Consider the following 22,204-nt stretch of genomic DNA (forward strand, 5'->3'; position numbering starts at 1 on the left):
GATTTCACGGCAGGCACGCGGTTTGCTGAAGTCATGATGCATCGCCAACCCCCAAGGAGCTGCCATGACTTTCCACCGCCGGGGACGCCTCTCGCGTCCCGTTCGTATCCTGTTCTTGCTATCGTGCGCCGTCACCGCCGGTCATGCCGCCGCCGTTTCTCCGCTGCCCGACGCGCCGCCGCCCCCACCTCCACCCGCTGCTCGCTTCAGTCCTGATTCCGCCGGAGCCATGCAGGTCCCCGTGGTCACCGGGCGTGTGACGCGCATGCTGATCAACCCTTACGGAGAGGTCGACGGGTTGTTGCTCGATAAGCGCGTGGTCGTGAAATTTCCTCCGCATTTGTCGCGCCGCCTGACCGAGGCGGTGGCGCCGCAGCAGCTAGTCCGGATATTCGGCGTCGCAGAAGCGCCGCAGGTGATCAAGGCTGACGCCATCGTCAACACAGCCACCGGCCAGGGCGTGCTCGATGTTCCTCCGGCGCTGGACAGCGATGCTCCGCTGCCGCCGCACCTGCGCGCAGCGCAGCTCAGCCAGCTGAGCGTGCGCGGCAAGATCTCGCTGGTGCTGACCGGCCCGCGCGGCGAAGCTAACGGCGTGCTGCTCGACGACGGCAGCATCGTGCGCTTCGCGCCTGACAGCTTGCCCTTCCGCCCCGATCCCGGGATGCCTTTTGCCGCCACCGGCATGGGTACGCGTAACAGTTACGGCACTGCAATCGAAGCGGTCAGTGCCGGGGGCGGTTCTACCGAACTGCAGCCGCTCTACGGGCGCATGCGCTGATCCGGCCTGATCGCGTACAGCGGGCCTGACGAGCCCGCCTTCTTCAACCCTTCCAAGAAAAGACCAAAAATCGTGTCGCCAAAAATTCTACCCATCGTATTCCTGCTCATCTCCAATGTGTTCATGACATTTGCGTGGTACGGACACCTCAAGTTCGAAGGCAAGCCGTTGTATCTGGTGATCTTCGTGAGCTGGCTGATCGCGCTGGCCGAGTACTGCTTCGCCGTGCCGGCCAACCGCATCGGGCACAGCGTCTATAACGCCGCCGAATTGAAGACCATGCAGGAGGTCATCACGCTGGTGGTGTTCTCCGTGTTCTCGGTGCTGTATCTGGGGGAACAATTCACCGTCAATCACCTGGTCGGCTTTGTGTTCATCTGCGCCGGCGCCTTCTTCATCTTCAAGGGGCCGATAACATGACGGCCCGTATGTCCGGCGAAGAGCGATCCATTACCTGGCTCTCCCGGCTCAATTTTTTTCTCGCCGATGTGCGCGACGGACTGGGGCCTTTCTTGGGCATCTTCCTGATGGGCCACGGGTGGCGCGCCGACGATATCGGTTACGTGATGACCATCGGCGGCATCGCCGGAATGCTGGCCACCACGCCGGCCGGTGCGCTGATCGACGCCACCCGGCACAAGCGCATGCTGGTCGCGGTGGGCGCGATCCTCGTGGTGGCCGGCTCGCTGGTGCTGATCCTGTCGACCTCCTTCGCGCCGGTTGCGGCTTCGCAGGTCGGCATCGGCATCGTTGGCGCGGTCATCGGTCCGGCCATCGCCGGCCTCACGCTGGGCATGGTGGGGCAGCGCCGGCTGGCTTCCCAACTAGGCCGCAATGAAGCCTGGAATCATGCGGGCAACGTTGCTTCCGCGGCGCTGGCCGGCGCGGTGAGCTATTACTGGGGAATCACGGCGGTGTTCGTCCTGATGGCGCTGATGGCGCTTGCCTCGCTCGCGTGCCTGGCGCGCATAGACCCGGCGCACATCGACCACGAGGCGGCGCGCGGCGCCGCCTCGTCGCAAGCCGACGGTGTGCGCATATCGCCGCTGCGCCTGTTGCTGCGATCACGCGTGTTGCTGGCGCTGGCGATTGCGATGATGCTGTTCCATCTTGGCAATGCCGCCATGCTGCCGTTGCTGGGGCAGTCGGCGACCGCGCAAGGCGCAGTATCGCCGGGGCTGTACACCGCGCTGACCATCATCGTGGCGCAAATCGTCATGGTTCCCGTCGCGCTGGCGGCGGGGCGTTTGGCAACGCGGTACGGCTACGTCATGCTGGTGACCGTCGCGTTGGCGGCATTGCCGCTGCGCGGGCTGGTTGCGGGTTACTGGGATTCGCCGTGGTGCCTGTTGCCGGTGCAAATCCTCGATGGCATCGGCGCCGGGATCCTTGGCGTTGCTCTGCCGGGGCTGGTGGCCCAGCTGCTCCAGGGCAGCGGTCATATCAACGTGGGACTGGGCGCCGTCACCGCCGTACAGTCCGTGGGCGCGGCGCTGAGCCCGGCGCTTGCCGGCATGATGGCCCAGCGTCATGGATACGGGATGGCATTTCTGATGCTGACGGTCTTTGCGCTATTGGCACTGATCATCTGGTACGGGCTGGTACTCCGGGCGGGCAACGCAAGGCCGATGAACAAGTTCGAAGCGACCTAGCATTGTCACGTGTGACCAGCCGGTCGACGGTGGCGTCGTCAAGAGCGCCTTTTGACCGCAAGGCCGTTGCGCAGATAGCGCCGCCCAAAAAGAGAAGCCCGGTTCAGCGGATGCGAACCGGGCTTCTTCCTTGTGCGGCGGCGCCAGGCGGGACAATGCGCCGCCCGCGCATGCGGGACGGCGATGTAACGCGCAGGGCGTGGCTTACTTGCTGGCGGCCACCGCCTCCAGGATCACCTTGGCCACATCTGCCGGGCGCGACTGCTGCGGAACGTGGCTGGTCGGCAGCTCGGTGGTCTTGGCGTTGATCTGCTTGGCGAAGGCGCGTTCCAGATCCGGCTGGATCATGCGGTCGTTCTTGCTGACGATGTACCAGCTCGGACGGGTCTTCCAGGCGGCGGTGCCGACCTTCTCGCCAAACGCCTTGAGGGCGATCGGGCCCTGGGTTGCGGCCATCACGGCGGCTTGCTTGGCCGGCACATCCTGGGCGAAATCGGCGGCCACGGCGGCAGCCGGCAGGCTGGCGAAGCCGGCCTTGTCCACGGCCAGCTTGGTGATGCCCGGAGGCGGCGGCAGGTCCTTGCCCAGGTCGCCGGTAGCCTGGCCGGCGTCCGGTGCGAAGGCCGCCACGTAGACCAGGCTGGCCACCTTGTCATCGTTGCCGGCTTCGGTGATCACGGTGCCGCCCCAGGAGTGGCCCACCAGCACCACCTTGCCGGGCTGGTTGTCGATGGCGCGCTTGGCGGCGGCAACGTCGTCGGCCAGCGAGGTCAACGGGTTTTGCACGGCGGTGACCTTGATGCCCTTGGCCTGCAGCAGCGGGATCACCTTGGCCCAATCGGAGCCGTCGGCGAAGGCGCCGTGCACGATCACGACCGAGGGCTGCTCGGCGGGGCCGGCGGCCATGGCATTGGCGCCCGAGAAGGCGGCTGCGGCCGCGAGGAGGGTGAGGCCGGTCTTCAGGTTGAACATTGCTTTCATGACTTGCTCCTTGGTAGGGGTGGTGGTTTGGTGGGTCTTGCTGAATCGGTGAGGCAAGTCTAGAAAAGTCCCGTCCGCGCCGGTATCGGTCAATTGACCGACCCGGTTGTTTGCATCGTCTTGCCCACTTCCACCATTGCCGCTAGAGTGCCGGCATGCCATCCGACAACATCCTTTCCACTACCGTCTCCGCTCACGCCGCCGTGCGCTTGCTGGCCATGGCCGGCGACCTCAGCATGGGCCAGCCAACCGACCAGTCGGCGCGTTCGGCGCGGCTGGCGGGTCAATTGGCGCTCCTGGACGGGGCTGGCGCTGAGGTCGCCATGCATGCGCGCCTGGTGGCGTTGCTGCGCTGGTCGGGCTGCACGGCCAACGCAGCCGGGTTCGCCGTCCTGCTAGGCGATGACGTCGCGGGGCGCGACGCCATGCTGAGGAATGCCTTGCCGGCCGGGCATCCGCTCACCTTCGCCAACGTCGAGCCGCTGGCGCGCATCCATTGCGAGGTGGCGGGCGACCTCGCCGGCATGCTGGCCTTGCCCGCCGAGGTCGAGGCCGGCCTGCGCCACGTGTGGGAACACTACGACGGCGGCGGCGCGCCGCAGCAGTTGCGCGCGCCGGCGATCCCGGCGGTGGTCTACTACACCAGCCTGGCCGGCGACCTGGAGATCCTGGCGCGCACCTACGACGCGCCGACGGCCATGCAAATGATCCAGTCCTGGGGCGGCGCCAAGTATCCGGCGGCGCTGGCGGCCCTGGCGGCAGAACATGCCGACGCGCTGCTGGCGACGCTGGACGGGCCGGATGAAGACGGCGCCTTGCCGGCGCATCAGGTCGCGTTGTCCATCGTCGCCGACCTGGTGGAACTGAAGCTGCCGTGGCTGGCCGGCTATTCCCGACGCGTGGCCGAACTGGCCGGGCGCGCCGCAGCGCTGGCCGGATTGCCGCTGGAGCAGCAGAAACGGCTGGCGCGCGCCGCGCTGGTGCATGGCGTGGGACGCGCCTCGGTCGCCAACACGATCTGGGAGCGCACCGGCAAGCCCGGCAGCGCCGATTGGGAAAAGATCCGCCTGGCGCCCTACTGGACCGCGCGCGCCGGCGCGCTGGTGCCGGAGCTGCGGGAGGAGGCCGCGCTGGCTTCGCACATGTACGAACGTGTGGACGGCAGCGGGTATTTCCGCAGCCTTGAGCGCGACGCGCTGGACTTGCCGCAGCGCTTGCTGGCCGCGGCCGGCGCCTACGCCGCGCTGTGCGCGCCACGCCCCTGGCGCGCGGCGCTGCAGCCACAGGAGGCGGCGCAGGTGCTGGAAGAGGAGGGCCGGGCCGGTCGCCTGGACGCCACCGCAGCCGGGTTCGTGATCGCCGCCGGGGGCGGCGAGGGCGAGGCAGGCATGGCGCCTGCCCGCAAGGGCCTGCTGTCGGAGCGCGAGGTCGAGGTGCTGCGTCGTATCAGCCTGGGAGAAAGCAACAAGGAAGCGGCGCGCGTGATGCAGATCAGCCCGTCCACCGTGCGCACGCACATGGAGAGCATCTTCCGCAAGCTGGGATGCTCCACGCGCGCGGCGGCCACCCTGAAGGGCCTGACGCTCGGCCTGATCTGATCAGGTCAATTTGGCCGGCCCTTGCCGGCCCGGCGCGCGCAGCATGTCCCGGGCGCGTGATGCCTGCCGGCGTCAACAGGCAACGCCCCATCCAGCTTAACCCGCCAGCTCCTGCAAGCGCTGCTGACAGCGCCGGGCGCACTCGGCCACCGCCTTTTCGGTCGCGGCCCGTTTCGCGGCGAAGCGCGCGACCGGCAGCACAACGGAAATCGCCAGCTTCATGCCGCGGAAATGCCCTACCGGCAGGCCGACCGCACAGGTTCCCATCGCATGTTCTTCGAGGTCGCAGGCAACGCCGCCGCGGCGGATGGCGTCAATTTGCTTTTGCAGCAGCTCCGCCGAGCCCAGGGTGTTGGGGGTGAGGCGGCGCAGTTCGCGGTCGCCGTAGAGGGCGTGGATCTCGGCATCGGTGCACAGCGACAGCAGGGCTTTTCCGTTCGCCATCGAATAGGCCGGATAGTCCGCGCCCAGCGCCGGCACGGCGCGGACCGGCTGGTCCGAGAGGAAGCGATCCATGAACAGGACCTCGCCGTTGACCAGCGTCGAGAGGTCGATGGTCTCGTGCGTCGCTTCAAACAAGCCGTACATCTCCGCGCGCAATTCGCGCGCGATGTTGGGGCCGGGCAGTTCGGCCAGACGGCGCAATCCCCAGCCGGGCCGTACGCCGCCGGCGCCCGCCTGCACCAAATGTTCCGACTCCAATGCATTGACGATGCGCTGCACCGTGGAGCGTGCCAGCCCGGTTGCCGTCGCCAGTTGGCCCAGGCTCAGGCCGTCCGGATTGGCCGACACTTCGCGCAGGAGCGCCGCCGCGCGTGAGATGACCTGTATGCCTTCCATGCTTGTCTCCGATGGGGTTTGCATGGATTGTACCGTATTGTGGTACAGTATCTGTATCGCATCGTGGTACATCTCTTATGAAACGTCTTGCCATTTCCATCACTTCGCCCTTGTTCGTCGTCATGCTCGGCGTGCTTGCCGCATTGCCGCCGCTGGCCATCGATATCGGCTTGCCGGCCATTCCCAATCTGCAGGCCAGCTTCGGCGTCAGCATCGGGCAGGCCACGCAGACGCTGACGGTTTTCCTGCTGGGCTTTTCGATTGGCCCTGTGCTGTTCGGGCCGCTGTCCGATCGTTACGGCCGCAAGCCGATTCTCCTGTTCGGCGTCGGGCTGTTCTCGATCGCGGCGTTCGCCTGCGCGTTTGCGTCGACCATCGACCAATTGCTGGCGGTGCGCTTTGCCCAGGGGATCGCCGCCGGCGCCGCTGCCGCGCTGCCTGCTGCGATCGTGCGGGATGTGTTCACCGGCCGTGAGGCGTTGTCGCGCCAGTCCTATGTGGCGCTGGTCACCGGCGTGGCGCCGCTGGTGGCGCCGCTGATGGGCGCAGCGTTGCTGCAGGCGGGAGACTGGAAGCTGATCTACGAATCCCTCGGCCTCCTGGGAAGCGCCTTGTTCTTCCTGGCCTTGTTCGGCTACGAGGAAACTAAGGAGCTGGCGGCAACACAAAGCCAATCCGGCAACGTGCTCAAGGCCGCCGGATCGGCCTATGCCAGCTTGCTCGGTAACCGGCACTACCTGCTCAACGCCGGCCTCCTGGCGACCACCTTCGGCACCATGTTCGCCTACATCACCGGTTCCTCGGCGGTGTTCATCGACATGCTGGGCTTGCCCAACACGATCTACGGCGGGATCTTCGCGGTCACCGCGGCCGGCACCATCTGCGGCGCCGCCTCCAACGGTCGTCTGGTCAAGGTGCTGGGTGAGGACAAGCTGCTGCGCAGCGGCGTGTGTGGCGGCTTTGCGGTCAACGTGTTGCTGCTGGCCTGCGCGCTGCTGGGCACGCGCTCGCCGGTGCTGATCACGGCATGCGTCTTCGGCAGCAATTTCTTCAACGGCATCGTGATGCCCAATGCGACCCACCAGGCCTTGCACTCGGTGGGCCATATCGCCGGCAGCGCGTCGGCGCTGCAACGTTCGCTGCAGTTCCTCTCCGGCGCCGGCGCCGGCGCATTGGTGGGGCTGATCGCGGGTAATCAATTGACGGGCATGGCGATCGTGATGACGCTGTGCGCCTGCGCCGGCATGGTGCTGTTGCTGCTCCGTTCCGGGCGGCAGTTGGCGCATTGATCCGGCGGGCCTGGGCCATTCTCCGGGGCGTGTTCCGATTATGCTCAAGCGAGCCCGCGAGCGGCTGCGCGACGATCAGGACTGGACACCCGGACAACAAGGACTAGGGTGGTGCGGAGCCAGGAAGTCCAAAATTCTGGCCCGACAACTCAGGCCAAATATCCTCCCAGCAACAAAGGTGCGTGAAGCGCGGGATGACGGTGACGGACGGTTGCGGCGCCTGGAATCTTGCGGCATACGATCTGGCGATGGAGGCATCGATATTGTCGTCGTCACCTCCGACATAGTGTTGCTGCGCAATTGCCTGCAGCGCCGGCGAAAAATCCGCCGGATTCAATGACCCCGACAGCGGCGAAATGCGCTGCCTTCGCGTCCACTCGGCGGTATCCAGATTGCCGGCGACACTGACCAACATGCTGACGTCCTTGCGGTGGGCGGCGACAAGCGCGGCAACCGCTGCGCCGCCGGAGTAGCCGATCAGGCGGATGTTTGTCGCGCCTGCTCGCGCCTTCAATTGCCCGACGGCCAGGTCGGCGGCATCAATCACCTCCTTGGAAAAGCGATCAGAAGTCCAGTAGCGCACGCTGCAGTTGCGCCTTTCTTCTTCGCGCGTGTACTGGCAGGGACGGGCCAGATAGGCCACGGCCGTACTCGGGTCGCGCAAGGCCAGGCGCAGCGCCAGTGGATTCAGCGGCGTCGGATCGAACGAGGGCGTCGACGCATCCAGCCAAGCCAGGCCGTCGCCTTCAATGTAGATGCTCAAGCTCGCGCTCGGGATCATGCTGCGCGGCGTGAACGCGATCAGCGAAAATTTTCCTGCATCCAGCACGGAGCGGGTCCAGCCCGCATCCAGCGCCGGCTGTGCAGAACGGCTTCTGCGCAATTCCAGGTCGCGAGTCGCGCAGCCTGACAGCATCGCGGCAATCACAAGAACGGCGATTGATTGGAGTCTTCTCTTCATGCCCTCAGCCAACTTCTGTTGTTCGTGTTTTTTGTTTGCATTTATCCATCATAGCCGCCACCCCGCAGCAAGAAATTTTTTCAGATTAATTATCAAATTTGTTGTTATTTGAATATGGATGGTTAACTATTTTTTAACATATCCTTACGTTTGCAAAGGCGAGTCAATAACAAGTCTCCCGCGCCGCGATTGTTCCTGAAAGGGGCCTCCGAGAACCGGATGGTATCGGGAAACAGTATCGGTCACTGCCCGGGACGTTGAAACTTGCCGCTTGAAAACTTGATATTTCCCGGGGGGGATGCACCGATGACTTATGCCGTTAACCTGAAGAAAAAGCCCATTGCCATGCTGCTGGCCCGCGCGAGCGCGGTGTCATTGCTGCTGGCTTCCGTGCCTTCGCTGTCCCGGGCCGATACCGTCTTCACCTCAGGGACATGGGATGTCGGTCAGACCGCAACCAGGACGCCCAACATCAATGGTCCGGCAAACGCGCTGCAGACCAGTTTCACCGGATATACATCGGGCCCGTACCACTATGTGCTGTACACGTTTTACGTTGGCACGTCGGGCAATTACTCTGCCACGGCAACCACGGCATCGGTCTTGAATACCAATTTCCTGCTGAGGGGCTTGTTCAGTCCGTCTAACACGGCGCCGGCGACGCCGTTGGGCAATTTCGTCGGCGCCGTCCTGGCGAGCGGCAGCGGGCCGTACTCCGGCTCGTTCTCGAACATCGCATTGACGGCCGGGCAGCAATACACATTCCTGTTGGCCTACAACATCGGCGGCGCTGCCGGCGAACTTTCCACCTTGAGAATTATCGGCCCCGGCTGTATCAGCCTGGGCACCGTCAACATGTGCGCGCGCTATGTGGCGAATTCCAACACGGCCACCGGCAACGGCTACGCCCTGGGTGCAGCCCAGGTGATCGATGCCAACCAGAATCTGCTGAACTATTTCCAGCAGTTCAACGGCAATCAACAGGCGACGGCGAACGCGACTGCGCAAACCTTGCCGTTGCTGACCGGCGGCTCGACTGCGGTCGTGCGCGGGACGATGAACAGCATCGGCAACATCGTTCAGGCGCGTATCGGCGCTGTGACCGGCCGTGCTTCGGGTGATAGCTTCCTGGGCGACCAGTACGTCTGGATCAAGCCATTCGGCTCCCACGCCAATCAGGGCAACCGTGACGGCGTCGCCGGATACAAAGCGGAGACCTACGGCATGGTCGGCGGCGTCGATGGCATGGTGTCGCCCAAGTTGCGCGCCGGCGGCGCCTTCGCTTATGCGACCAGCAACATCAACGGCAACTCGACCGTCGCGCCCCAGAGCAACAGCGTCGACATCTACCAGCTGATCGGCTATGGCAGCTATGCGCTGGATGAGCGCAGCGCCGTCAACTTCCAGGCAGATGCGGGCCTGAACAAGAACAAGGGCAATCGCCAGCTGCCCTTTACCTCCACCGCCGCCGCTTCCAGCTACAACAGCCTGACTGCGCACGTCGGCAGCAGCCTGGAGCGACGCTACGCCCTCTCCGAGGCCAGCATCTTCACGCCCTCTGTGCGCGTCGACTACACCTGGATCAGGGACAAAGCCTACAGCGAAACCGGCGCCGGCGTGTTTAACCTGAACGTCAACAGTCGCACCGCACAAAGCCTGATTCTCGGCGTCGACGGAAAAGTCTCCCATCAGCTCAACGACCAGACCACCTTGATTGCGAACCTGGGCATCGGCTACGACGCGCTCAGCAAGCAGGATTCGATCACCGCAGCCTATGCCGGCGCGGCCGGCGCGGCATTTACCACCTATGGAATGTCGACCACCCCGTGGGTGTCGCGCGGCGGCTTCGGCATGGTGTATCGATTGAAGAACGGACTGGAAATCACTGGTCGCTATGACGCCGAATTCCGCGAGAGCTTCATCAACCAGACCGCATCGGCAAATCTGCGCTGGGCGTTCTGACCGGATTGCGGACATCCTGCGCACAGTCACGCCGACCGTGCGCTGAAGTTGAAAAGGCCACCCAGGAGGTGGCCTTTTCGTTGGCGCTGAGTCAGCTGCGATGGTGTTTCAGCAGCGCATCAAGGCGCTCTGCGGATCATCTCTGTCGGCGCGATCTGAGCGCCTCAGACGAACGGATCCGTGACGATGTGCTGCCCCAGCATGAAGGCATCGGCAACATGGCGCAGCGGCGCCACGTCGACGTCGCAAGCCCTGTGTCGGATCAGGCCCGAAAAGTGCCGGTAGAGCGACGGGTATTCCCCCTCCTCGGGCAGTTCCTGCCGGGATTGGTTGATCCAGAGCTCGTGGCCGCCCTTCTTGAGATGGAGATGGGCATCGTCTGTGTCAATCAGGATGTCCCATGTCTGCTCCCCGGTCTGCCGCCAATCGAAGTCTGCATGCACCTTCGTTCCCGCGCTATCGGTGAACGACAATTGCGCCGCGATCGGAGTCTGGCGGTTGGCCGGGAATTCCAGGGCAGCCTGTTGCAGGAAAATCTGCTCGGGAAGGATCTCGGTGACGATCGAAAGCGCATTGATGCCCGGATCGAAAACGCCCAGGCCGCCCGGCTGCCAGATCCACTCCTGATCCGGATGCCAATGACGCACGTCTTCCCGCCAGATCACCTTCACTTGGCGGGGCGGATGCTCAAGCAGATAGTTTTTCAACACCTGCACGCCCGGGGCATGCCGCGAATGCCAGCTGGCAAACAGCGTGACCGCATGGCTGGCCGCCAGCTCCCTCAGCGACTCGACCTCGGACAGCGTGGCGCCAGGCGGCTTTTCCAGGAAGACGCTTTTCCCCGCGCGTATCGCCAGGCGAGCTGCCTCGTAGCGATACTGGGGCGGCATGCACAAGGAGACGGCGTCGATATCTGTACGCGCCGCGAGCATTTCCTCGATGTTCCTGAAGGCCGCAATGCCGTCGATGGTGTGGTTGCGGCTGGCCGTGGCCACCAGCTCGAAATCCGGGTTGGCGACGATCGCCGGAAGATGCTGGTCGTAGACGATTTTTCCAACGCCGGCGATGGCAATTTTCAATGCTTTCATGGTCTCCCTTTGGTCTGGTTGTATTTGCGATTGCATTACCAGCGTTGATGAACGTAAGGCGCGATGTCCTGCAGATAAATCTGCGCAAGCTCGTGCATCACCGGCGCCGGGATGGCCGGCAAGCTGCTTGCCGCGCTGTTGGCACCGGCTTGCTGCGCGTTCTTCGCCCCGGGAATGACCGTCGTCACGCCGCTCTCCATCAGGATCCAGCGCAGCGCGAACTGCGCCATCGGCACACCCTCCGGAACCAGTTTGCGTATCTTTTCCACCGCGCCTAACGCCACTTCATAGGGAACGCCCGAGAAGGTCTCGCCGACGTCGAAGGCTTCTCCATGGCGGTTGAAGTGGCGGTGGTCGTCGACCGAGAAGGTGGTGTCGGCCGACATCTTTCCGGTCAGCAGGCCGGACGCCAGCGGCACCCGCGCAATGACCGCGACGCCGCGGCGTTTCGCTTCGTCGAGGAAGAGCTTTGCGGGGCGCTGCCTGAATAGGTTGAAGATGATCTGGATGGATTTCACATTCGGGTACTCGAGAGCCTTGAGCGCCTCCTCCACCTTCTCGACCGAGACGCCGTAGTGTCGGATCTTGCCGGCGGCGACCAGATCGTCCATATAGCCGAAGACTTCCTGTTGATAATAGATCTCCGGCGGCGGGCAATGCAATTGCACCAGGTCCAGGCAATCCACGTTCAGGTTGACCAGTGAACGTTCGACGAACGCAGCCAGGTTCTCCCTGGTGTATCCGCTCGCGATGTGCGGCGACAACCTGCGGCCGGCCTTGGTTGCCACGAAGGGCCTCGGACCGCCGCGTTGCCTGAGGACGTCCGCGATGAGTTGCTCGGAGCGGCCGTCGCCGTAGACGTCGGCTGTGTCGATGAATGACACTCCCGTATCGAGCGCGGCGTTCAACGCCGCCTTGGCATCCTGGCTGGAGACGTCGCCCCAAGCGCCGCCGATGGCCCAGGCGCCGAATCCGACCTCTGACACGTCGACGCCGGTACTGCCGAAAGTTCTGTATTTCATCTTGCTGCTTCCTTTGCGTTAAGCCATGCACGGCGCTACCGCCGGTCTTGGCGGCCAGACTGCATTTATACCCCGCGCCCGGGGACTGCGCTGATGGTTTAACATGAATGCAGTTAATTCATGAAGTGATTGGAATTCATTCATGTCCATGTTGGACCACGTCGATTTCTCCGACCTGCGCGTATTCGTCACGATTTTGCGCGCCGGCAGCTTCAAGGCGGCTGCGATTCAGTTGGGTCTGACCCCATCGGCCGCCAGTCACGCCATGAAGCGCCTGGAAGAGAAGCTTTCGACCCGGCTGCTGTACCGCTCAAGCCGTGCGATCTCGCCAACGGCGGCAGGCGCCGAGCTGGCCGCGCAATTGGAGGAGGGGTTTGAAAAAATAGGCGCCGCGTTGGGCAAGATCGAAACGTCCGCGGCCGGCAGTCTCGGCGAGTTGCGCATCAATGTCTTCGCCGACGCAGCTCACTTGCTGGTGGAGCCCGCTCTGCCCGAGTTCGTGCGCCAATGTCCCAGCGTCAAGCTGACTGTCGTGGTCGACGACAAGCCGATCGATATCGTCAGCGAAGGCTATGACGCGGGCATACGCTACGGTCACTATGTGCCGGAAGGCATGGTGACCGCGCCGCTGACACGCGCCCATCAATGGGTGGCTGCCGCCTCCCCGCTCTATCTCGAGCGGCATGGCCGCCCCGTTCAGCCGGAAGACCTGGCGCGCCACAATTGCCTCCAGCTGCTCCTGGGCGACAACTCCAGCTACAAATGGGAGTTCGGCAAAGGTCGGCGCAAGCAGAAAATCCGGGTGCCGGGTCTGGTGACAATCAACAACACGGCCGCGACCATCGCGGCTGCAACGGCCGGAGTCGGGATTGCTTATCTGCTGGAGGCAAGAATCAGGAAGGAAATCAGGGAGGGATTGCTGGAGGTCATCTTGCCGGAATTCGCCGCGCCCAGCGAGCCTTTCCATATGTACTACAGCAGCAGGCGCCATGCGCATCCGGCATTGCGCAAGCTGATCGACATCATTCGTCTCCAGAACGGACTTGCCAAGCTGCGTTAGCCGCGCCGCAAGCCTGGTGCGGTTGCCGACGGCACTTTTCGACCCAACGCGGCGAATGTTTTTCTGCCTGGTTTGGCGGCCCGGCCGACAAGCATCCTATCCTGGTCAAATCGACATAGTCGTGCTGGATCCGAAGCAACGTTAAAATGTCGGTTGATACGCCCCCTTATCCGAGAAACAACTCTTCGCATAGATCAATGAACCAAGCACAATCCCCCTATCCCGCCAATATCGATGCCTTCAAGCAGGTGGTCTCAGACTTCAAGGCCAGCGCCGGCTACAAGGAGCCGCTGCTGTTCGCCGTAGGCAGCCGCGTCTTTACTGGCAACGGTACGCTCGCCTCCGTGCGCTATCCTGTCGTGAACGGCCCGGGCCAGAACACGGCAAGCGCGGCTATCTGGATGAAGGTGCTGGGCGTCACCCCTGCCGGCGTGCAGAATATCTCTGTGTCCGCAGCGCAACTGACGGAGATCCTGGCCTATTTCGCCCCGTTCAAGAATGACGGGAAATATCATGGCAACGTCATCGCGCTTGAACAAGCGCTGGAGGCTTGCAAGTCCGGCCCGGCCAATCGCATTGTCATCACTTTCATCTTTGATGACATCGATCCCCAAGGCGTGGAAGACAGCACCCTGAAGCTGTATGGCCTGAGCCATCGCTGCTTCAAGCCGAACCAGCTGAATCTGACCAAGGTCTTCACCAAGCTGCCCAATGTCGCCTGGGTTGGCGACACGCCGATGGACGCCGATGAGGTTGAGCAGTCGCTGTTGTCCGCGGCCTTTGGTGATGGAAACTTCGCACCGCACATGGTCGACAAGTTCCCGCTCTATGTACACCGCATCAACTCCCTGAAGATGGGCGTGCGCATCACCGACCAGCACAAGGTGCGTCTGGGCGCCTACCTGGGTGAGGGTACCACGCTGATGCCTGGCGCCAGCTACATCAATTTCAACGCCGGCACCGAAGGCGCTTCCATGGTGGAAGGCCGCATCAGCTCCTCCGTGTTCGTCGGCGCAGGTACCGACATCGGCGGTGGCGCCTCCACCCTGGGCGTCCTGTCCGGCGGCAACAACGTGTTCATTTCCCTGGGCCGCAACTGCCTGCTGGAAGTGAACTCCGCCTTGGGCATTCCCGTGGGCGATGCCGTTATCGTGGCTGCGGAGACGGCCGTCATGGCATCGTCCCGTGTCTCGGTGCAAATTGACGGTCACCCGCTGAACGGGAAGGTCGTGAAGGCAGCGGAGCTAGTGGGTATCAATGCAGCGACTTTCCGCCGCAATGACGTGACGGGCGTCCTCGAAGTGATTCGTACCGGTCGCAATATCGACTTCGCCAAGAAATTGGAAGACGGTGAAGATATCTTGAACAGCGACTTGCACAAGAACTGACGGATACGAGGTTTGATCCGTCCGGTCATGAAAAAGCCCCTTAGTCAGGGGCTTTTTTATTTTCCTTGGAATCGCGATCACACCCATCGTGGGCTACGGTCGTATGCCGTTCGTCGGCCTTCTCCTTGTGACATATCTGCTGCCAGTGGCGGGCATTTGCAGCAATCTCATTGCCGGCATTGAAAAGGCCGCTCTTCCCTTGGTGGCGGCCTTTCCGTCGGAGCTTGTCCTGTGCGATCGTGCGTTCAGCGCCGTATCAAGGAATCAGGCTGGCGCTACTGATCGTCACCAGCTGGTCTCCCGCTCGGCCGTCGATGAGATCTTGTGGATCGCCAGGTCGGCGCCTTCGAATTCCTGTTCCGGGTCGAGGCGGATGCCGACGGCTTTCTTCAGCGCGCCGTAGACGATCCAGCCGCCCAGTGCGGCGATGGCGATGCCCATCAGGCTGCCGATCAGTTGCGACATGAACGACACGCCGCCGCGGCCGCCCAGCGCCTGCAGGCCGAAGATGCCGGCGGCCAGGCCGCCCCACAGGCCGCACAGGCCGTGCAGCGGCCATACGCCCAGCACGTCGTCGATCTTCCACTTGTTCTGGGTGCGGGTGAACATCCACACGAAGATGGCGCCGGCGATGCCACCGGTGGCCAGCGCGCCCAGCGGGTGCATCAGGTCGGAGCCGGCGCATACCGCCACCAGGCCGGCCAGCGGGCCGTTGTAGGCGAAGCCGGGGTCGTTGCGTCCCATCAGCAATGCCACCAGCGTGCCGCCGGCCATCGCCATGAGCGAGTTCATGGCGACCAGGCCGTTCATCTTGTCCAGCGTCTGCGCGCTCATCACGTTGAAGCCGAACCAGCCCACCGTCAGGATCCAGGCGCCCAGCGCCAGGAAGGGAATGTTCGACGGCGGGTGGGCGGCGACTGCACCTTCCTTGCTGTAGCGACCGCGGCGCGCGCCCAGCAGCAGCACCGCGGGCAGCGCGATCCAGCCGCCCACGGCGTGGACCACGATGGAGCCGGCGAAGTCATGGAACTCGGCGCCGAAGGTGGCGGCCAGCCAGGCCTGCACACCGAAGTGCTGGTTCCACGCGATGCCTTCGAAGAAGGGGTAGACGAGACCGACCAGCACGGCGGTGGCCACCAGCTGCGGGTTGAATTTGGAGCGCTCGGCGATGCCGCCCGAGATGATGGCGGGAATGGCGGCGGCGAAGGTCAGCAGGAAGAAGAACTTCACCAGCTCGAAGCCGCTCCTTTGCGCCAGCGTTTCGGCGCCGGCAAAGAAGGAGACGCCGTAGGCCACGTAGTAGCCGATGAAGAAGTAGACGATGGTCGAGACGGCGAAGTCGGCCAGGATCTTGACCAGGGCATTGACCTGGTTTTTCTTGCGCACGGTGCCCAGCTCCAGGAAGGCAAAGCCGGCGTGCATGGCCAGAATCATGATGGCCCCCAGCAGGATGAACAGCGCGTCTGCGCCGTTTTTGTGATCGTCCACCTGAAAATCTCCCAAAAATTGTGCAATTGAAGAATCGAAAGACCGGATTAAAGCAATTTCCGTTCCATTTTGGTGAATTTTGCGCAGTGCCTTGATTTTAAAACGTTCTTTCCGGGAATTTCCTCGGGGGAAAGATCAAAAATGCACGAAGTCCGTGCATGGCACGCGGCGACAAGGCCGGCGAGCGGCATTTTGGTGCGGTGGTTGTTTGCGCCGAACCTTGCCCACACAAATGAATATCACCGCAAGGGCGCCGGTTTCATCGAAGCGTCATACGCGCTTGCTAAATTGCAACTCCCCTCATTGCTCCCACAGGAGTTGTCATGCCAGACCACAAGGATCCAGCCGACCGCAACCGCCGCCGCTTCCTGCGCGACAGCGCCGCCGCCACCGTGGGCGCCGGCGCGCTGCTTGCTGGCGCATCGTCGGCGCAGGCGCAGGGCCAGTCCGCCGCCATCGTCACGTCCGATCGCCTGCGTCCGCAGCTGCCGGGCGGCGTGATGAGCGGCGACGTCACGCGCGATTCGGCCATCGTGTGGAGCCGCACTGACCGCAATGCGCGCATGCTGCTGGAGTATTCGACCCACGAGAATTTCGCCGACGCCACCCGCATCCAGGGACCGCTGGCGCTGGCGCGCAATGACTACACCGCGCGCGTCGACCTGCGCGGCCTGCCGGCCGGGCAGCGCGTGTATTACCGCGTGCGTTTCCAGGATCTGGTGCATGAATCGGCCGTGAGCGAGCCGCTGACGGGCAGCCTGATGGTGCCGGCCGGCGCGCAGGCGAAGGCGGCCAAGGACATCACCTTCGCCTTCTCCGGCGACGAGGCCGGCCAGGGCTGGGGCATCAACGAAGGCTGGGGCGGTTACCGCATCTATGAAAGCATGCGCCGCTTCCGTCCGGATTTCTTCATCCACTCGGGCGACCAGATCTATGCCGACGGCCCGATCCAGGCCGAGGTGAAACTGGACGACGGCAGCCTGTGGCGCAACATCGTCACCGAGGCCAAGTCCAAGGTGGCGCAGACGCTGGACGACTATCGCGGCAACTTCGCCTACAACATGCTGGACGCCAACAAGCGCCGCTTCTGCGCCGAGGTGCCGTTCCTGTTGCAGTGGGACGATCACGAGGTGCGCAACAACTGGTATCCGGGCCAGGTGATCGGCAAGGAAGAGACGCGCTACAGCGAGCGTCATCTGGACGTGCTGGCGGTGCGCGCGCGCCAGGCCATGTTCGAGCACAACCCGATGCGCATCGACAGCGCCGACCCGTTCCGCATCTATCGCGCCTTCAACCACGGCCCCTTGCTGGACGTGTTCATGCTCGACGAGCGCAGCTATCGCGGCGCCAACTCGCCCAACCGCCAGAAAGGCGGACGCGACGCCGACTTCCTCGGCCCGCAGCAGATGCGCTGGATCAAGCAGGCGCTGCTGCGCTCGCGCTCGACCTGGAAGGTGATCGCCAGCGACATGCCGATCTCCATCGTGGTGCCCGACCTCAACCCCGACGTGCCCAAGGGCACCTTCGAGGCGTGGGCCAACAATGACAACGGCAAGCCGTCCGGGCGCGAGCTGGAGGTGGCCGAGCTGCTGCGCTTCATCAAGCGTCACGACATCAAGAACGTGGTGTGGGTGACGGCTGACGTGCACTACGCCTCGGCCACCTACTACACGCCGGAGCGCGCGCAGTTCACCGACTTCAAGCCGTTCTGGGAATTCGTCGGCGGCCCGCTCAATGCCGGCACCTTCGGCCCGGGCGAGATCGACCGCACCTTCGGGCCGGACGTGCGTTACGTCAGCATCCCGGCGGACATGAAGCAAAACCGTTCGCCGGCCGATCTGTTCCAGTTCTTCGGCATCGGCAAGATCGACGCGCAGACCAAGGCGCTGACCGTGACGCTGCATAACGTCGACGGCAAGGAGCTGTACAAGGTGGAGCTGCCGCCGGAGGCCTGAGTATTGTCAGGGCCGGCACGCACTGCGCCGGCCCTGACGCGGCGGCCGTCCAATCAGGCGGCCCGCTCAGAAACCGCTGTCGCTGCCGAAGCTGCCCGAGCTGCTGCGGTTTGTCCCCATGCCACCCATTCCTCCCATGCCTGCGCCCATGCCGCCCGACGGCGGACTGCCGCGTCCGCCGCTGCGTCCGCCTTCGCTCCGGCCGGGGCCGTCGGTGGCGCGCTGCATGCGGTCGGCGATGTAGTCCTGCACCAGCTTGCGCTGGTGGTCGTCCAGGGCGTCGGCCATGGAGAACCAGATCTCGCGCAGCTGGCGCGCCTCCTGTTCGGCCGCCGCGCCGTCATCGTCGTAGCCGCGCGCCAGATCGCGCAATTCGGCGCCGGGGGTACGCATCAGTTGTTCGGTGTCTTCCTGCAGGCGGGCGCGGCGCTGTTGGCGCTGGCCCAGGATGGCGCGCGTCTTTTGCTCGGTCTGGCGCCACAGGGTTTGCTGGTTGGGCGTGAGCTGCAGGTCTTTCTTCAGCTGCCCGGTCATCGGCAGCACGTCGCCGGCGAGCAGGTCGACCAGCGGCGTGGCGGCGGCCGGCAAGGCTGCCGCGATGCCGAGGCTGAACATGGCGACGCACAGCGTCTGGCGCCAAGAGGGGAATGTGAGTGTCATCTTCGCTTGATCCGGAAAGCCGGCGGCGACATGCCGTCGGCGAAGCGAAGATTTAAGCAGCGCGGCGCGCCGTTGTGGGCGCGCGAAGCATCCGGTAACACTTCATTGATGCCGGTCTGCGAGATGTGAGGAACAGCGGGCGTTCAACCCGGGCCGGCCAGCTTGCGCGAGATGGCGGCGCAGGTTTCCAGCAACGGGCGGATATAGGTCGCGTGCGCGTCCTGCTGGCGGCGAAACAGCGGGATGCTGATGCTGATGCAGGCCGCCGGCACGCCGTCAGGGCCCATGATGGCGGCGCCGTAGCAGAAGATCTGCGCTTCGTTTTCTTCACGGTCTTCGGCATAGCCGCGCTGTTGCGTGTCGCCGATCTCGGCGCGCAGCGCGGCCAGGTCGGTGATGGTGTGCTCGGTGAAACGCTCCATGCGGATCGCGCCCATCAGGCGCTCGCGGCGTTCCTCTTCCAGGCCGGCCAGGTAGGCCTTGCCCACCGAGCTGGAATACAGCGTCACCCGGGTGCCGATGCGCGAGGTCATGCGCACCGCCTGCGGGCTTTCCAGCTTCTCGATGTAGACCATGCCGGCGTCGCTGGGCACGGCCAGGTGCACGGTCTCGCGCGTGGCGTCGCGCAGCGCGCGCAGGTTGTCGATGGCGGTGGTGCGGATGTCGCTGCGGTCCCAGGCGCGGCTGGCCAGGTTGATCAGGCGCGGGCCGACTTCGAACTGCCGGGTGCGCGGATTTTCCACCACCATGCCCTCGGCCATCAGCGCGGCCAGGATGCGGTACACGGTGGGACGCGGGTAACCCGACAGCGCGGCCAGCTGCGCGATGGTCAGCGGCGCGTCCTGGTCGGCGATGATCTGCAGCACGGCGACAAACTTGGAGAAGGCGGCGGTGCCGGCGATCTTGGCCTGGTCTTCCGAGGCTTTATCAGGTGCGGACATGGGCGGGGACGCTGTTAGGTTCGTTGCGGGTGGCGGCAGATTATAGCGGAGCGGTTTGCGCGCATTTTAAAAAAGCCCGCGCCGGCATGGAGGCGCAGACGCGGGCAAATGGCATGCAAACGTTACGGCGTCGCGTTCAGCGACTCAGGCGACCAGATAGCCGCCGTCGACCGGCACGATGGCGCCGGTCATGAAGGAGGCGGCCGGGGTGCAGAGGAAGGCCACCACATTGCCGATGTCCTCCGGCGTGCCCCAGCGGTTCAGCGGGGTGCGCGCCAGGATCGGGCCGGAGCGCGCCGGGTCGTCCTGCAGCGCCTGCGTGAGCGGGGTGGCGATCCAGCCCGGGGCGACCGCGTTGACGCGGATGCCGTCGGCGGCATAGGCGATCGCCAGCGACTTGGTCAGCTGGGCCACGCCGCCCTTGCTGGCGCTGTAGCCCGGTACCAGGCCGCCGCCGAAGAAGCTCAGCATGGACGCGGTGTTGACGATGCAGCCCTTGGATTGCTTCAACAACTCGCGGGTGGCGGCGCAGACGCGCATGGTACCGGTCAGGTTGACCGCGATCACCTGCTCGAAGACTTCGGTCTCCAGCTCGGCGCCGCGCTTGATGATGCCGGCGCAGTTGACCACGATGTCGAGCTTGTCGATCTTGGCGACGGCGGCGCGCACGCTGTCTTCGGAGGCCACGTTCATCTCGATCAGGGAGACGTCGGTGCCCTTGAATTCGTCGGTGGCAAAGGGCGGCAGGCCGGCCGCAATTACCTTGGCGCCCATGCCGGCCAGCTGGCGCGCGATGGCGCCGCCGATGCCTTGCGTGCCGCCGGTGACCAGCGCGGTCTTGCCCTTGAAGAGATCGGGAGTGAAGCTCATGGGGTTTCCTTTTTCCTTATCTGTGTTGCGGGGGACTGGCTGGATGGCATCGCCGGTGTGCCCGGCGATGCCATCGGGTCAGGCTCCTGCGCTTCCCGGAGGAAGCGAAGTCGTCATCAGGCGTGTGCGTCGATCGGCTTGTTGACCACGAACATGTAGACCAGTGCAGCGGCGAAGGCCACGGCGGCGCTGATCAGCAGTGCGTTGACGAAGGAGTGGGTCTGGTCCACCACCACGCCGGTGATCACCGGGGCCAGCGAGCCGCCCAGGTAGCCGCCGAAGTTCTGCATGCTGCCCAGCGATGCCACCAGGCGACGCGGGATCGCCACCGACACCAGCGCCCAAGCGCCGCCCGAGGCCATGTTCACGAACGCCATGGCCAGCGAGATGTAGACGATCGCCATGGTGGTGCTCGGGGTGTAGGCGGCCGGGATGGTGAAGGCGCCGGCGCCGATCAGGCCCGCGCAGATCGGCCACTTGCGGCTGCGGATGGCGGGCATGCCGCGCTTCATCAAACCGTCGGCGATGTAGCCCGAGGACAGCATGCCCAGCGTGCCGAAGATGTAGGGGATCACCACCACCCAGCCGGTGCGCGCGATCGACAGGTGACGTTCGTGCTCCAGATAGGCCGGCAGCCAGGTCAGGTACAGCCAGACCATGTAGATCACGCCCATGAAGCCGAACAGCATGCCCCAGGTGGTGCGGTACTTGAACAGGCTCTTCCACTCCGACCAGGTCAGCTTGGCGTTGGCGTTCGGATCGTTGTCGTTGTCATCGGCCAGGTACAGCACTTCGGACGGGGTCAGTTCGACCTCGTTGCGGTTGCGGTAGAAGATGTACCAGCCCACCGACACTGCGATGCCCAGCACGCCCATGATGACGAACATCATGCGCCAGCCGAAGGACAGCATCAGGATGGTCAGGATCGGCGGCGCCAGGGCCGGGCCGATGGTGGAGGACGCCACGAAGATGCCGGTCGGGCCGCCGCGCTCGCGCATGGCAAACCATTCCGACACCACCTTGGCGCCGGCCGGGAACTGCGGCGCCTCGCCCAGGCCCAGGAACACGCGGGCCACCAGGAACTGCTGCAGCGAGTTGACGAAACCGCCGGCCAGCTGCGCCACCGACCAGATGAACATGCCGGCGCCCAGCATCACGCGCGCGCCGAACTTGTCGAGCATGGCGCCGATGGGCAGCTGCGAGAAGGCATAGGCCAGCGAGAAGGCCGACAGCAGCAGGCCCATCTGCGAGGCCGACAGGCCCAGCTCCTGGCTGACGGAATGGTTGGCGATGGACAGGGTGCTGCGGTCGAGGTAATTGACAATACCCGCCAGCATCAGGAACGTCAGTGCGACGACCTGTACGCGTTTGAGCCGGGGGCTCTTTTCGGGCTTGGCGCCCGCGTCTTTTTGAACTTCCATGAAGTACGTCTCCAAAGTGAATGAGTAAGCCATTTGGTCGCTTCCTGCCCGACGCCGTCTTTATCGCGGCGCTTGATGCGGAAAGCTTTCGTTTTTCAAGGCGATGCTCTCGTCACCGGCGTTGTGGATTGCCGCCTGTGCGTGTATCTGGGACTGCGTCCCGTCCGGTGCGGCGCGCTACCCCCGTGGTATGCGCCGCAATCGCCCCTTGCCCGGATCATTCTTTGCCGGCGCCGCAGGCGGCGCC

General features: G+C 64.3%; 19 protein-coding genes. 9 read left to right on the forward strand and 10 right to left on the reverse strand.

Annotation, left to right across the window (positions count from 1 at the left end; all coding sequences use genetic code 11):
* Positions 1-64 precede the first annotated feature (64 nt).
* From J8I26_RS21280 to J8I26_RS21290, 3 genes are all read left to right on the forward strand, one after another.
* Positions 65-781, forward strand: a complete 717-nt coding sequence (locus J8I26_RS21280; RefSeq protein ID WP_245200451.1) for a hypothetical protein — start codon at positions 65-67, stop codon at positions 779-781.
* A 72-nt stretch (positions 782-853) separates the two neighbouring features.
* The gene (locus J8I26_RS21285; RefSeq protein ID WP_209609119.1) at positions 854-1,201 is read left to right on the forward strand and encodes a DMT family protein; all 348 of its coding nucleotides are present in this window, start codon (positions 854-856) and stop codon (positions 1,199-1,201) included.
* Positions 1,202-1,209: 8 nt separating this feature from the next.
* Complete coding sequence (locus tag J8I26_RS21290) at positions 1,210-2,433, forward strand: MFS transporter (protein WP_209609152.1); 1,224 nt, start codon at positions 1,210-1,212, stop codon at positions 2,431-2,433.
* Positions 2,434-2,637: 204 nt separating this feature from the next.
* On the opposite strand, the gene J8I26_RS21295 is transcribed toward J8I26_RS21290, so the two are convergent.
* Positions 2,638-3,414, reverse strand: coding sequence for an alpha/beta hydrolase (locus J8I26_RS21295; protein WP_209609120.1), 777 nt, complete (start codon positions 3,412-3,414; stop codon positions 2,638-2,640).
* Positions 3,415-3,569: 155 nt separating this feature from the next.
* On the opposite strand from J8I26_RS21295, the gene J8I26_RS21300 reads away from it, so the two are divergent.
* Positions 3,570-5,012, forward strand: a complete 1,443-nt coding sequence (locus J8I26_RS21300) for an HD domain-containing phosphohydrolase (RefSeq protein ID WP_209609121.1) — start codon at positions 3,570-3,572, stop codon at positions 5,010-5,012.
* A gap of 96 nt (positions 5,013-5,108) precedes the next feature.
* On the opposite strand, the gene J8I26_RS21305 is transcribed toward J8I26_RS21300, so the two are convergent.
* Positions 5,109-5,852 (reverse strand): IclR family transcriptional regulator, encoded by a 744-nt coding sequence (locus tag J8I26_RS21305; RefSeq protein WP_209609122.1) that lies wholly within the window; start codon positions 5,850-5,852, stop codon positions 5,109-5,111.
* Positions 5,853-5,929: 77 nt separating this feature from the next.
* On the opposite strand from J8I26_RS21305, the gene J8I26_RS21310 reads away from it, so the two are divergent.
* A complete protein-coding gene (locus J8I26_RS21310) occupies positions 5,930-7,141 on the forward strand; it encodes a multidrug effflux MFS transporter (protein ID WP_209609123.1) in 1,212 nt (403 codons plus the stop codon).
* 103 nt (positions 7,142-7,244) lie between these two features.
* On the opposite strand, the gene J8I26_RS21315 is transcribed toward J8I26_RS21310, so the two are convergent.
* Positions 7,245-8,102, reverse strand: a complete 858-nt coding sequence (locus J8I26_RS21315; protein ID WP_209609124.1) for an alpha/beta hydrolase — start codon at positions 8,100-8,102, stop codon at positions 7,245-7,247.
* Between the two features lie 306 nt (positions 8,103-8,408).
* Between J8I26_RS21315 and J8I26_RS21320 the strand changes: the two genes are divergently transcribed.
* Positions 8,409-10,064: an autotransporter outer membrane beta-barrel domain-containing protein gene (locus tag J8I26_RS21320; protein ID WP_209609125.1), complete on the forward strand. Its 1,656-nt coding sequence runs from the start codon at positions 8,409-8,411 to the stop codon at positions 10,062-10,064.
* Positions 10,065-10,228: 164 nt separating this feature from the next.
* Here J8I26_RS21320 and J8I26_RS21325 read toward each other — a convergent pair whose 3' ends face one another.
* Both J8I26_RS21325 and J8I26_RS21330 read right to left on the reverse strand, forming a co-directional pair.
* A complete protein-coding gene (locus J8I26_RS21325; protein ID WP_209609126.1) occupies positions 10,229-11,152 on the reverse strand; it encodes a Gfo/Idh/MocA family oxidoreductase in 924 nt (307 codons plus the stop codon).
* A gap of 35 nt (positions 11,153-11,187) precedes the next feature.
* Complete coding sequence (locus tag J8I26_RS21330) at positions 11,188-12,174, reverse strand: aldo/keto reductase (RefSeq protein WP_209609127.1); 987 nt, start codon at positions 12,172-12,174, stop codon at positions 11,188-11,190.
* 142 nt (positions 12,175-12,316) lie between these two features.
* Here J8I26_RS21330 and J8I26_RS21335 point away from each other — a divergent pair, with 142 nt between their 5' ends.
* Positions 12,317-13,234 (forward strand): LysR family transcriptional regulator, encoded by a 918-nt coding sequence (locus J8I26_RS21335; RefSeq protein ID WP_209609128.1) that lies wholly within the window; start codon positions 12,317-12,319, stop codon positions 13,232-13,234.
* Positions 13,235-13,431: 197 nt separating this feature from the next.
* Complete coding sequence (locus J8I26_RS21340; RefSeq protein WP_209609129.1) at positions 13,432-14,622, forward strand: tetrahydrodipicolinate N-succinyltransferase N-terminal domain-containing protein; 1,191 nt, start codon at positions 13,432-13,434, stop codon at positions 14,620-14,622.
* A 285-nt stretch (positions 14,623-14,907) separates the two neighbouring features.
* Here J8I26_RS21340 and J8I26_RS21345 read toward each other — a convergent pair whose 3' ends face one another.
* Positions 14,908-16,110: an ammonium transporter gene (locus tag J8I26_RS21345; protein ID WP_209609130.1), complete on the reverse strand. Its 1,203-nt coding sequence runs from the start codon at positions 16,108-16,110 to the stop codon at positions 14,908-14,910.
* 323 nt (positions 16,111-16,433) lie between these two features.
* On the opposite strand from J8I26_RS21345, the gene J8I26_RS21350 reads away from it, so the two are divergent.
* Positions 16,434-18,065 (forward strand): alkaline phosphatase D family protein, encoded by a 1,632-nt coding sequence (locus tag J8I26_RS21350; RefSeq protein WP_209609131.1) that lies wholly within the window; start codon positions 16,434-16,436, stop codon positions 18,063-18,065.
* 66 nt (positions 18,066-18,131) lie between these two features.
* On the opposite strand, the gene J8I26_RS21355 is transcribed toward J8I26_RS21350, so the two are convergent.
* From J8I26_RS21355 to J8I26_RS21370, 4 genes are all read right to left on the reverse strand, one after another.
* Positions 18,132-18,725: a hypothetical protein gene (locus J8I26_RS21355; RefSeq protein WP_209609132.1), complete on the reverse strand. Its 594-nt coding sequence runs from the start codon at positions 18,723-18,725 to the stop codon at positions 18,132-18,134.
* A 143-nt stretch (positions 18,726-18,868) separates the two neighbouring features.
* Positions 18,869-19,666 carry an IclR family transcriptional regulator gene (locus J8I26_RS21360; RefSeq protein WP_209609133.1) on the reverse strand — a complete coding sequence of 266 codons (798 nt, stop codon included), beginning with the start codon at positions 19,664-19,666 and terminating at the stop codon, positions 18,869-18,871.
* Between the two features lie 144 nt (positions 19,667-19,810).
* On the reverse strand, positions 19,811-20,536 hold the full coding sequence (locus J8I26_RS21365; protein WP_209609134.1) for an SDR family oxidoreductase: 726 nt from the start codon (positions 20,534-20,536) through the stop codon (positions 19,811-19,813).
* 116 nt (positions 20,537-20,652) lie between these two features.
* Positions 20,653-21,957, reverse strand: a complete 1,305-nt coding sequence (locus J8I26_RS21370) for an MFS transporter (RefSeq protein WP_209609135.1) — start codon at positions 21,955-21,957, stop codon at positions 20,653-20,655.
* Positions 21,958-22,204 lie beyond the last annotated feature (247 nt).

The organism is Herbaspirillum sp. LeCh32-8 (assembly GCF_017814915.1).
Classification (GTDB): Bacteria; Pseudomonadota; Gammaproteobacteria; order Burkholderiales; family Burkholderiaceae_D; genus Herbaspirillum.